Below are 11,768 nucleotides of genomic sequence, written 5' to 3'. Positions count from 1 at the left end.
GTTCCTAGTCGTACCCCTTGTCCTGGGTGCCGGAGGCCTGGCCGGGCCGGCGGCGCATGCCGCGGTGCCTGCTCGTGCCGCAGTGCCCGCTCGTGCCGCGGTGCCCGCTCGTGCCGTGGTGCCCGTGACCATCGAGCCGGCCGCCCGAGCCGTCCTGCCGACCGAGCTGTCCGTGGACCAGAACCGCTGCTCCGCCAGCGGCGGCAGCGGCAGCAGCAACGACCCGTTCTGCACGATCTCCGCGGCGGCGGCCGTGGTCCAACCGGGACAGACCGTCCTCGTCGAGCCGGGGCACTACGAGGAGGTGCTGACGATGACGCGTTCCGGTACGCCCGAGGCACCGATCACGTTCCGCGCCTCGGCGGCCCGGGGAGACGTACGCATCGGCAGGGTCCGATCCATGGCGGGGCCGACCACCGGCAGCGTCGTCATCGTGGCCGGCGTGCACGACGTGGCACTGCGGGACTTCGTGGTGGAGGGCGTGAGCGGAGCGCCGGCGGTGACGGTGGACGGCTCGACCCGGGTCACCATCGACGGCAACGGCATACGGGGTGCGACAGTGTCCGAGGGCGTGCGGATCACCGGTGGATCCCGCGACGTCACGGTCAGCCGTCAATGGTTCCTGATCGGCGGCGGGCCCGTGGTGGCCGTCGGGGCCGACACCGTCAACGCGGTCGTCGTCGGCAACCAGGGCTACAGCCGTGCCGGGATGGTCGTCACCGACGCCCCGGACACCGTGGTCACCGGCAACACCATCATCACCACCTGTGGAAAGGGGATCGACGTGGCCGGCGAATCGCCGGGCGCGAGCATCCGCAACAACATCATCGCGACGGCGGGCAGCGTCAGGCAGGCCTGCGCCGACCCGGCCGCCGCTGCCGCGATCACCGTGGCCGCCGGGTCGACCGCCCGCAGCGTCGTCGACCACAATCTGATCGATCCGGTCAGTGGCGGCCCGTTCTACGTGTGGGGCGGCACCGCCCACACCATCCGGGACAGCTTCGTCGCGGCCACCGGCCAGGGTGTCGACGACCTGACGACAAACCCGGGTATCGACATCGTCGACATCAACTACTGGCGGAGCTGGATCACGCTCCGGCCGGGATCTCCCGCCATCGACTCGGCGGACGGCACCGCCCCGGGTGCCCTGCCCAGTGACATCCTGGGCAACCCGTACAGCGACGACCCGGAGGCCGCTAACACCGGCACGGGCAGTGGCTATCGGGACCGCGGCGCCTGGGAACGCCAGGGGGTGTTGGACCCCGGTGCGATCGATATCCGGCGGGCGGCGGGTGGCGGTCCACTGGACACGGTGGCGACCATCACCCCGAGCCACAGTTGGCCGGTCGAGCGTGAAGAGGGCCGGTACGCGTTCCGATTCAGCGACCAGACCGGCCCGCGCATCAGCGACGTGCCGCGAGCCAGCTACACGTACCGCCGGGCGGGGGTGGCCTGCGTCGACTACTACGTCAGCCCGAACGGATTCCGCCGTGTGAACGGCGGCGTCGGGCGCACTGATCAGGCCTGCACGGTGACCGGCTCGTACTACACGGCGGTCGCGCCGACGCGGCTGCTGGACACCCGCGCCGCCCTCGGCATTCCGACCACGGTGCCGGTCGCCGCCGGCGGCCGGGTGACCCTCGACCTGCCCCAGGTGGGTGGCGTTCCGGCCGCCGACATCAGCTCGATCGTCCTGAACGTCACCGTCACCGGCCCCACCACCGCCGGGTTCGTGAAGGTCTATCCCGACGCCGGCACGCCCACCACCACGTCGAGCGTCAACTTCGTGGCCAAGGAGACCGTGCCGAATCTGGTCACCGTGCCGGTGCGCGACGGCCGGATCTACCTGGAGAACGCCAGCGGGGGCACGGTCCACCTGGTCGCCGATCTCCAGGGCTACTACAGCGCCCACGGCTCGGGCTTCGCGCCACTCGCACCGACGAGGGTGCTGGACACCCGATCGGCAGCTCCGGTCGCCCCGAACGCCGACCTGCACGTCGACCTCTCCGGCGTCCTCCCCGCCGACGCGACCGCTGCGATCCTCAACGTCACGGTCACCCAGCCGACGACCGCCGGGGTCCTCACCGTCTACCCGGACGGTACGCCGGTGCCGGTGGCGTCCAACCTGAACTTCGTGGCGGGACAGACGATCCCCAACCTGGTCACCGTGCGGGTCGTGGGCGGCAAGGTCGCGATCCGCAACGTCAGCTCCGGCACCACCCACGTCGTCGCCGACCTGGCCGGCTACTTCGGCTCCGCGGCCTCCGGGGCGACGCAGACCTACGTGCCGTACGGGCCGTTCCGGATCGCCGACAGCCGTACCGGCGACGGCCTGATCGATCGCCCCGCCGGCCCACTGGAGAAGCAGGCGGTGGCGAGCGTCGAGGCCTGGTACTACGCGGCGTTCGACGGCGGCGGATGCGGGTCGGACTGCCCCGCCCCCACCGCCGTTGTGACCAACCTGACCGTCACCGCTCCGACCACCGCCGGCGTTCTCACGGCCTTCCCCTCGTGGACGGCACCGCCCACCGCCTCGAACGTCAACTTCGTCGCCGGCGAGACGGCCTCGAACCTCGCGGTGATCAAGACCCGCGAGGTGAGGATCTCCCTGTACAACAACAGTTCCGGCAGCAGCCACGTGGTCGTCGACCAGGCGGGCTACTTCATTCCCGCCGCCTGAGCCCGTGCCGCCCCTCGCCGCGACGGGCGAGGGGCGCTCGCCCTCACGCCGTCCGCTCGGCCACTACCTCCAGGTACTCGGCCGGGATCCGCACCGTCCCGTCGGTGGCCCGGTTGTGCGTACGGGCCAGCTGCACCAGGTCGGCGTGCAGCTCGGCGCGTCGCTCCTCGGGCAGCGCCTCGAACGCCTTCAACGTCGGGCCGTAGTTGGCCCGGAAGAAGAGAGCGAACTCCTCCGGCGTGCCGAAGCGGAAGACGAACTCCCGGCTTACCGCCCGCAGGTCGCCCACGGACCCGCCGAGCAACTCGCGGACCCGGCCCTCGTCGCCCCACTGCACCGGCGGGCGCAGACCCGCCGGTGGCGGCACGTGCCGCCCCACAGTACGGAACAACTCGCCGATGAAACCCTGCGGCGTCCACGACGCCAGTGCCACCGTGCCGCCCGCCCGGCACACCCGGACCAACTCGGCCGCCGCCCGCTCCTGGTTCGGAGCGAACATCACGCCGACGACGGAGAGCACCGCGTCGAAGGCACCGTCGACGTACGCCAGACGTTCGGCGTCCCCGGTCACGAACGTGACCGGGAGGCGCTCCGCCTCGGCCCGCACCTGACCCCGAGCCAACAGTTCGGGTACGTAGTCGACGCCGGTCACGACGCATCCGCAGCGGGCGGCGGCGATGGCGGCGTTGCCGGTGCCGGTCGCCACGTCCAGCACCCGAGCGCCCGCCGACAGGTCGGCCGCGGTCACCAGCAACTCGGCGATCGGGTGGATGAGGGCGGCGACAGCGCCGTAGTCGCCGCTGGCCCAGGTCACCTGCTGGCGTGCCTTCACGGCGGTGAGGTCGAGTGCGGTGGTCATCGGTGGTCTCCCTTGGACGGCTCGTCGTGCCACCGACGCTAGGTGTGGCAGCACCTCCAGGGATCGGTAGAAACACCTATATCGGCGGCACAATGCCCGACCGGGACCTGCGGAAACGGTGCCTGTCGCGGCTCGCCGACGGGGTGTCCGTCTCTCGACTTGGAGCGTTGATCCGTCGATAGGCCGACTCGTCGAGCGCGGGTATGCCCGAGGGCTCAGCGAAAATGCTGAGAGGGCACATCCATGGATCGGATGTGCCCTCTTGCCTCTGGTCGGGGTGGCCGGATTCGAACCGACGACCTCTTCGTCCCGAACGAAGCGCGCTACCAAGCTGCGCCACACCCCGAGGCGTGCCGACAAATAGTAGCCCACCCGGTCCGATGGTCAAACTCGGTACCCCCGCCGCCCGGCGCACCCCGCCGCAATGTCCAAGATCCGCACACTATCGCCGATGTTGCTGCCTCAGAACGCGCCGAGGCAGCAACATCCCCGATGTTGCGCGGATCTTGAGCCGGGGCCCGCGAGCGCGGCCCGGGCCCCGCGAGCGCGGCCCGGGCCCGGCGTGGGTCAGCGGGGGATGAGGGTCAGGATGCTGGCCTCCGGAGGGCAGGCGAAGCGGACCGGGGCGGTGGGGTGGGTGCCCAGGCCGGCGGAGACGTGTAGCCAGGAGTCCGAGCCCGGCCACCGGTGCAGACCGCGCGCCATCGAGCGGGGCAGGCCGCAGTTGGTCACCAGCGCCCCGTAGCCCGGTACGCAGACCTGGCCGCCGTGGGTGTGCCCGGCCAGCAGCAGCCCGAAGCCGTCGGCGGCCATCTGGTCCAGCACCCGTGGTTCGGGGGAGTGCGTGACAGCGATGGACAGGTCGGCCGAGGACGACACCGTGCCGGCCACGGCCGGGTAGTCGTCCCGGTCGATGTGGGGGTCGTCCACGCCGACCAGGTCGAGCTGCCGACCGCCGGCCTTCAGCATGGTCCGGGCGTTGTTGAGGTCGACCCAACCGGCGCCGGTGAAGACCTGGCGGAGCTCCTCGTAGGGCAGCTCGACGCCCTCGGTGTACTCCCGGTCGGGCAGGAAGTAGGTGAACGGGTTCTTCAACACCGGGCCGGTGTAGTCGTTGGAGCCGAAGACGAACGCGCCGGGGAAGTCCAGCAGTGGCTGGAGGGCCCGCAGCACCCCGGGGACCGCCCCCGGGTGGGCCATGTTGTCGCCGGTCACCACCACCAGGTCGGGGTCCAGGGCAGCCAGCGACGCCACCCAGCGCTGCTTGCGCGCCTGGTCGGGCATCATGTGCAGGTCGGACAGGTGCAGCACACGCAGCGGTTCGGCGTCGGCCGGGAGCACCGGCACGTCGTACCGCCGCAGTGTGAACATGTTGCGCTCGATGAGCGACGCGTACGCGAGGGTGGCCGCGCCGACCGTGGCGGTTCCGGCGGCAAGCCGGAATAGTGTGCGCTTTCGCATGGCGTTCAGGGTAGTTTGACCGTCCATGAGCACGCTGAAGGACCGCCTCACCGCCGACATGCGTTCCGCGCTCAAGGCGCGCGACGAGCTGACCACCTCCACGCTGCGGATGGCCCTGGCCGCCGTCGGCAACGCCGAGGTCGCCGGCAAGGCCAAGCGCGACCTCACCGACGACGAGGTGCTCGCGGTGCTGACCAAGGAGGCCAAGAAGCGTCGGGAGGCCGCCACCGCGTTCGCCGACGCCGGCCGCGCCGAGCAGGCCGCGAAGGAGACCGCCGAGGGTGAGGTGCTGGACCGCTACCTGCCCAAGCAGCTCCCGGACAGCGAGCTCGCCGAGCTGGTGTCGGGGGCGCTCGCCGCGGGCGGCTTCACCGGCAAGACCCAGATGGGCCCGGCGATGAAGGCGGCCCAGGCCGCGGTGGCGGGCCGGGCCGAGGGTGGCCGGGTGGCCGCGGAGGTACGCCGACAGCTGGGTCTCTGACCCAGCGGATCCATCGCCGCCGCGGCACTGGGCCGGCAGACGGAACGGGCGGGCACCCGAGGTGGGTGCCCGCCCGTTCGTGTCTACTGGTCGGCTCAGCCGCCGGGACGACCGCCGGGTCGACCACCGGGCTGGTTGCCGGGCGGGTTACCCGGCGTGCCGTCGGTGTTGCCCGGCGTGCCGCCGCCGCTGCTGACCTGGATGGTGACCAGGCCGCCCTTGATCGTGCGACCGTCCGGGCTGGTGCCGGCGGCGTCGCCGGCCTTGCACGAGGAGGGGACCTTCGTGCTGGAGACGACCGGTTCGAAGCCGGCGCCCTTGAGTCGGGACTTCGCCTGATCCACCGAGATGCACTTCACGTCGGGGATGCTGCGCTGGTCACCCTCGGAGATCTTCTGGCCGGGCGGCTCGAAGTTGATTTTCGGCTTGCCCTTCATGGCGTCCCGCAGCGTCTCCCACACGGGCGGGTTGATGCCGTCCTTCTCCGCGTGCTTCATCTTGACGTTCGTCTGCGGCCAGTCCGGGTCGGCCATGATGCCGGCCACCGAGTACTGCTTGGTCATCGCGACCAGGGCGGCGGTCTTCTCCGAGTCGGTGGTGCCGGACTTGCCGGCCACCGGGTAACCGACGTCGCTGCGGACGTTGCCGGCGGTGGCACCCGCGCACTTCGAGGACGACGACTTGTCACCGACCGGGCACCGGGCGGCGTCCACCGCGGCGCGGGCCACGTCGGTGCTGAACCGCTTCTCGCATCGCGGGTTGGCGATGTCCAGCTTGTTGCCCTCCGGGTCGCGGATCTCCTGCACCGGGATCGGTTCGCAGTACTTGCCGTCCGCGGCCAGGGTGGCGTAGGCGTTGGCCAGGTCGAGCGGGGTGGTCTGCGAGACGCCCAGGGTGAACGCACCCCACTGGTGCGCCCCCTTCTCCAGGTCCAGGTCTTCCTGGGACCGGAAATTGATGCCCAGCCGCTTCGCGGCCTTGACCACGTTCTCCGCACCGACCTGCTGCTGCAGCGGCACGAAGTAGGTGTTGACCGAACGGCCGAACGCGCTCCACATGTTGTGCGGGCCGGCCATGCTCTCGGTCGAGTTGGTGGGGCAGTAGAAGCTGGTGCCCGGGCAGGCGGCCGGGCCAGGCCGGATGATGTATTCCGACTTGAACTGCTTCGGCGCGTTGATGTTGTAGCTGAGCGGGATGCCCTTCTCCAGCGCCGCGACGATGGTGAACATCTTGAACGTCGACCCGGCCTGGTAGCCGGTGATGCCGTCGCCGCCGGTGAGTAGCGGGTTCACCGTGGCCGGGTAGTTGCCCCGGATCTTCTTCTTGCTCTTCGCCGGATCGCTGGAGATCTTGTTCTTCGGGTTCTTCGGGTCGTCCAGCTTGAACTGCCGGTTCACCGCGAGCGCCCGGACCCGGCCGCTGCCGGGCTCGACCACCGCGACCATTGCGGCTTCCTTGCTGTTCTCGCTCTTGGCCTTGCGGACGGCCTTGTCCGCGGCCTTCTGCGCCTGGACGTCGATCGAGGTGACGACGGTGTAGCCGCCGCTCTTCAGGCGTCGCTCGCGGTCGTACGTGGTCGAGCCGAACGTCTCCTGCTGCATCCACCAGCGGTAGAAGAAGTCGCAGAAGAAGCCCCAGCTGTTGACGTTGGCGGAGACGCAGCCGTTGGGGGTGCGCTTGTCCTTCACCTCGAGCTTGACGGCCTTGGCCGCGTCGGCCTCCTGCTGGGTGATGGCCTTGATCTCGACCATGTTGTCGATGACGTAGTCGCGACGGTCCAGAGCGAGCGGGTAGCCGGCCTTGGTGGTCGGGTCGTTCGTCGTCGGTGCCTTGACCATGCCGGCCAGCAGCGCCGCTTCCTCGATCTTGAGCTTGCTCGGCGGCTTACCGAAGTAGACCTGGCTGGCGGCGAAGATGCCGTACGCGCCGTTGCCGAACGAGGCGAGGTTGAGGTAGCGGGTGAGGATCTCGTCCTTGGAGAACTCCTTGTCGACCTGGAGGGCCAGCCGCATCTCACGGAGCTTGCGGGCGCTGGTGTCCTCGGTCGCCGCGACCACGTCGGCGGGGTGGGTGGCCGAGTAGGCGATGGCCAGCCGGACGTACTGCATGGTCAGCGTCGAAGCGCCCTGCCGGCCGGAGCCTTCGCTCTGGTTGTTGACGAACGCGCGGGCGACACCGTTGATGTCGACGCCGTTGTGCTTGTAGAAGTCGTGATCCTCGGCCGCGATGATCGCCTTCCGCATGAACGGCGAGATGTCGTCGAACTTCACGTCGCGGCGGTTCTCGTCGTACATGGTCGCGAGCGGTGTCTTGCCGTCCGAGGCCAACAGGTAGCTGATCTGTGGCGCGCGGGCCACCGTCAGCTCCGTGGGCAGGGCGCCGAATGTCTCGGCGCCGGCCTTTGCGGCCAAGCCGGACATCGCCACTGCGGGGAAGGCCGCCGCAGCGACCACCACGCCGGCCAACAGGCCACACACGAGTAGCGATGCGGCGTTGGTCAGCACATTGTGGTCACGTTTCCGCATCCAGGTCACCTCGACAGGGTACGCGAGTAGGGAACGAGGGGCGCTGGGGCGTTCTTTCCCCATTTCCTGCGCGCGCTGCCCTCGTTGTGCTAAACGCACGACCCCCGGTGCTTGGTTGCGTGTGACCTGGCGTGAGTCTCCTCCGATTCAGGGAGGCGGCGCAGCGTTATCGCCGAGCTCGGCGGGGTAACCGGCGGTCGAAGGCCCGGGAAGCCGGGAGTGTCCGGAATGATGGATTTCGCCGACAACGTTGCGTAATCGGTCGACTACAGAGCATGATGGGGGCGGCGACAAAGCCACATGTCGTCCGCGCCGCCTTGGGGAAGGCAGGCCGGGCGATCGGGGGGAATTGCCGGCTGACGTGCATCGACGAGGTCGGTAGGTACTGCAAGGGGGGACGTGTACACATGGGCATGATCACTGACTGGCCGTCACTGGCGGCATGTCAGAACGGGGACCCGGACGCGTTGTTCGTACAGGGCGCCGAACAGAACGTGGCGAAGCGGATCTGCCGGAGCTGCCCAGTTCGGTACGAGTGCCTGGCCGACGCGCTGGACAACCGGATCGAGTTCGGTGTGTGGGGTGGCATGACCGAACGCGAACGGCGGGCGCTGCTGCGTCGTCACCCGCAGGTGACGAGCTGGCGCAAGATGTTCGAGGCCGCGATGAAGAAGAACAGCAAGGACAAGACCGGCAAGGACAAGATCCTGGTCAGCGCTACCACCTGACGCCGGTCACGGCCGGCTGATCGCCGCGCCGATCGTCCGCAGCCCGTCGACGTCGTGTACGTCGGCGGGCTGAGCCGTCACCGACACCGCCGGCACCTCCGGGAACGCCTCGGTGAAGCGCGCCGCGACCTGCTGCTCGCGTACCGCCTGACGGGCCAGAGCCGCGTGGGCCCGCAACACGTCGACGGTGGCCTCGTGCCCACCCAGCTCGGTCAGCCGCTCGGCGGCGACCCGGCTCTGCTCGGCGTCCAGCTCCGGCACCGCCGGTCGGTGCACCCGGTTGAGGACCAGACCGGCGAGCGGCATCCGCTCGTCGCGCAGACGGCCCGCGAAGTAGGCGGCCTCCCGGACCGCGTCCGGCTCCGGTGCCGCGACCAGCAGGAAGGCCGTCTCCCGTGCCTGGAGGATGCGGTACGTCTGCTCCGCTCGCTGCCGGAAACCGCCGAACATCGAATCCAGCGCGGCCACGAAGCCGGACAGGTCGGTGAGCAGTTGTGCGCCGAGGACCTTCTGCACCACCTTCGAGAACATCCCGAACGAGGCCGTGACCAGGCTGAACATGCTCCGTCCGCCGCTTCGCGCCGGGGCCAGCAACAGTCGCAGCATCCGGCCGTCGAGGAAACGGGAGAGCCGGGCCGGCGCGTCCAGGAAGTCCAGTGCCGAGCGCGACGGTGGCGTGTCCACCACGATGAGGTCCCACTCGCCGCGGGCGTGCAGCTGGCCCAGCTTCTCCATCGCCATGTACTCCTGCGTGCCGGCGAAGGTCGAGCTCATTGCCTGGTAGAACGGGTTCGCGAAGATCTCCGCGGCCTTCGTCGGATCGGTGTGCTGGAGCACCACGTCGTCGAAGGTGCGCTTCATGTCCAGCATCATGGCGTGCAACTCGCCGCCGCTGCTCTCGACGTCGATGCCCTTGACCTGGCGAGGGGTGTTGTCCAGCTCGGTCAGCCCCAGCGACTGGGCCAGGCGGCGCGCCGGGTCGATGGTGAGCACCACAGTGCGTCGGCCGTGCTGCTCGGCGGCTCGCAGGGCCAGCGCCGCGGCGGTGGTCGTCTTTCCCACCCCGCCGGCACCGCAGCACACGACGATCCGCACGCCTGGGTCGGCGAGGATCTGGTCGACGTCCAGCTGCGGCGCCGCGTCTTCGGAAGGCACCAATCGAGCGTATCGGGCCGCGTGGGTCAGCGCGCCCGTGCTGAGCTCAGGTGTGAGTCAATCGGCGCTGACGAGGGCCCGGGCCAGGGCCGTCAGACCCGCTCGGTCAACCCCGTCGGGCAGCAACGGCAGCTCCCGCATCGGCAGCCCCAGCTCCACCAGGTCGGCGCGGAGCGAATCCTCCAGTTCACGCCGGATGAGCTGGTCCCGGGCCTCGCCGTGCAAACCGGCCACCGTGTCCCGATCGGCCGGCAGCCCGGCGGCGACCAGACCGCGCCGCAGCTCCGCGGCGGTGACCGCCGGACCGGCCGGCAGTCGGGGCCGAGCGCCGTTGACGATCACCTGCCCGATGCCGAAGCCGAGCGAGGTCAGGTCCGCGATCGCGTCCACCGTCTCCTGGACCGGCATCTCCTCCAGCAACGTGACCACGTGCACCGCTGTCATCGGGGAGCGCAGCAGCGCCGAGACCCCCTCGCTCTGCGTCTTGATCGGGCCCACCTTCGCCAGCCGGGCGGTCTCCGCCGTCACGTTGAGGAAACGGCCGATCCGCCCGGTCGGCGGAGCGTCCAACACCACAGCGTCGTACGCGCGACGCTGTCCGGAGGTGCGGGTGGTCGCCTCCTTGACCTTGCCGGTGAGCAGTACGTCCCGCAGCCCCGGCGCGATGGTGGTGGCGAAGTCGATGGCACCGAGCTTGCGGAGAGCCCGGCCGGCCGCGCCCAGCTTGTAGAACATGTCGAGGTACTCGAGCAGCGCCTCCTCGGCGTCCACCGCCAGAGCGCGTACCTCACCGCCGTCCGGTGCGTCGGCGAGGTGCCGCTCCTCGTACGGCAGCGGGTCGATACCGAACAGCTGGGCGATGCCCTGCCGTCCCTCGACCTCGACCAGGAGGGTGCGTCGACCGCCGGCGGCGAGCGCGAGAGCGAGGGCCGCCGCGATGCTGGTCTTGCCGGTGCCGCCCTTGCCGGTCACCACGTGAAGGCGGGCGGACCATCCCGTACCGGCCGGGTCGGTCGGCCACTCAGCTGCAGACACCAGTCGAGCCTATCCAGGCCCGGTGGTCACGCGACCTCGCAGACCCACCAACCCGTCTTCTGCACCACAGTGAAGCGCAGGTCCTGGTCAGCCACCTTCTCGTCGGAGGTGGTCATGGTGACCCGGGTGGAGACCGTGGCGCGGTCACCGGTCTGGTTGTCCACCTTCGGGGTGGTCCACCGGAAGCGGGGGTTCTGGTGTGCGGAGGCGTACTTCTCCACCTCGGCGATCTTCGCGGCGATCTTCTCGTCGTCGCGGGAAGCGGCGCAGACCCGGCTGGCCGCCTTGGCGGCGTCGCGGTCCTTGTAGACCGCTGTGAGGAACTCGTCGACGGCGACCGCCGGCTCCTTGGCGCCCTCACCGGTCTCGGCGTTGCGCAGGGTCAGGAACGCCACCGCGCCGCCGCCCACGCAGAGCACCATGATCACGGCCAGTGCGATCACCGCGATCAGCAGTCCGCGCTTCTTCTTCGGCTCGGCCGCGCCCTGGTAGGGCGCGTAGGCCGGCGGGGGTGGGGGGATGTCCGCGGCGCCCGGCGGTGTCGGGGCGGCAGCCGACGCGGGACCGCCCGGCCCTTCCGGTTGGCCGGCGCCGGTGGCCTGGACCGGTGGCCCAGGGAGCGCGGGCTGGGCGGGGGACGCGGGGAGGGCGAGTCGCCCGGACGGTGCGGCGGGGGCGGGCTGGCCGGGGATGGCCGGAGGGCCCGACTGGCCGGCGGGTTCCGGGTGGGCCGAAGGGTGGGCGGATGGGCCGGCCTGGTCGCCGCTGGGCGGTTGGGTCATCGTCGTTCCCTCGGGGGTGCGACGCTCGCCGCCACCCAGGGCGCCGAGCGTGATCGAGCGGG

The 11,768-nt window shown here is 70.4% G+C and carries 8 protein-coding genes, 1 tRNA gene and 1 pseudogene; 3 read left to right on the top strand and 7 right to left on the bottom strand.

Going from position 1 to position 11,768, the window contains the following annotated elements; genetic code table 11:
* Positions 1-124: 124 nt before the first annotated feature.
* Complete coding sequence (locus tag O7631_RS03775; protein ID WP_278143028.1) at positions 125-2,680, top strand: right-handed parallel beta-helix repeat-containing protein; 2,556 nt, start codon at positions 125-127, stop codon at positions 2,678-2,680.
* Positions 2,681-2,723: 43 nt separating this feature from the next.
* Here the strand turns inward: O7631_RS03775 and O7631_RS03770 are convergent, their stop codons facing one another.
* The 3 genes from O7631_RS03770 to O7631_RS03760 form a co-directional block, all read right to left on the bottom strand.
* Positions 2,724-3,539 (bottom strand): class I SAM-dependent methyltransferase, encoded by an 816-nt coding sequence (locus O7631_RS03770; protein WP_278143027.1) that lies wholly within the window; start codon positions 3,537-3,539, stop codon positions 2,724-2,726.
* Between the two features lie 269 nt (positions 3,540-3,808).
* Positions 3,809-3,885 (bottom strand) — tRNA-Pro (locus O7631_RS03765).
* Positions 3,886-4,106: 221 nt separating this feature from the next.
* A complete protein-coding gene (locus O7631_RS03760; protein ID WP_278143026.1) occupies positions 4,107-5,000 on the bottom strand; it encodes a metallophosphoesterase in 894 nt (297 codons plus the stop codon).
* 25 nt (positions 5,001-5,025) lie between these two features.
* Between O7631_RS03760 and O7631_RS03755 the strand changes: the two genes are divergently transcribed.
* Entirely contained in the window at positions 5,026-5,481 is a 456-nt protein-coding gene (locus O7631_RS03755; protein ID WP_278143025.1) for a GatB/YqeY domain-containing protein, read from the top strand.
* Between the two features lie 95 nt (positions 5,482-5,576).
* Here O7631_RS03755 and O7631_RS03750 read toward each other — a convergent pair whose 3' ends face one another.
* The gene (locus O7631_RS03750) at positions 5,577-8,006 is read right to left on the bottom strand and encodes a transglycosylase domain-containing protein (RefSeq protein WP_278143024.1); all 2,430 of its coding nucleotides are present in this window, start codon (positions 8,004-8,006) and stop codon (positions 5,577-5,579) included.
* A gap of 407 nt (positions 8,007-8,413) precedes the next feature.
* On the opposite strand from O7631_RS03750, the gene O7631_RS03745 reads away from it, so the two are divergent.
* Complete coding sequence (locus tag O7631_RS03745) at positions 8,414-8,734, top strand: WhiB family transcriptional regulator (RefSeq protein ID WP_269681991.1); 321 nt, start codon at positions 8,414-8,416, stop codon at positions 8,732-8,734.
* Positions 8,735-8,740: 6 nt separating this feature from the next.
* Here the strand turns inward: O7631_RS03745 and O7631_RS03740 are convergent, their stop codons facing one another.
* The 3 genes and pseudogenes from O7631_RS03740 to O7631_RS03730 all read right to left on the bottom strand — a co-directional run.
* A complete protein-coding gene (locus O7631_RS03740; RefSeq protein ID WP_278143023.1) occupies positions 8,741-9,892 on the bottom strand; it encodes an ArsA-related P-loop ATPase in 1,152 nt (383 codons plus the stop codon).
* Between the two features lie 54 nt (positions 9,893-9,946).
* Complete coding sequence (locus O7631_RS03735; RefSeq protein ID WP_269681993.1) at positions 9,947-10,924, bottom strand: ArsA-related P-loop ATPase; 978 nt, start codon at positions 10,922-10,924, stop codon at positions 9,947-9,949.
* Between the two features lie 26 nt (positions 10,925-10,950).
* Positions 10,951-11,403: pseudogene (locus O7631_RS03730) on the bottom strand (hypothetical protein); the annotation flags it as partial.
* Between the last annotated feature and the right edge of the window lie 365 nt (positions 11,404-11,768).

The sequence above is a fragment of the Micromonospora sp. WMMD967 genome (assembly GCF_029626165.1).
GTDB classification, from domain to species: domain Bacteria; phylum Actinomycetota; class Actinomycetes; order Mycobacteriales; family Micromonosporaceae; genus Micromonospora; species Micromonospora taraxaci.
This window is presented reverse-complemented; position numbering and strand designations above follow the sequence as displayed.

Excerpts from the sequence above, each read along its gene's own strand:
- O7631_RS03770 (WP_278143027.1), bottom strand. The coding sequence starts at position 3,539 with ATGACCACCGCACTCGACCTCACCGCCGTGAAGGCACGCCAGCAGGTG.
- O7631_RS03760 (WP_278143026.1), bottom strand. The coding sequence starts at position 5,000 with ATGCGAAAGCGCACACTATTCCGGCTTGCCGCCGGAACCGCCACGGTC.
- O7631_RS03755 (WP_278143025.1), top strand. The coding sequence starts at position 5,026 with ATGAGCACGCTGAAGGACCGCCTCACCGCCGACATGCGTTCCGCGCTC.
- O7631_RS03750 (WP_278143024.1), bottom strand. The coding sequence starts at position 8,006 with ATGCGGAAACGTGACCACAATGTGCTGACCAACGCCGCATCGCTACTC.
- O7631_RS03745 (WP_269681991.1), top strand. The coding sequence starts at position 8,414 with ATGGGCATGATCACTGACTGGCCGTCACTGGCGGCATGTCAGAACGGG.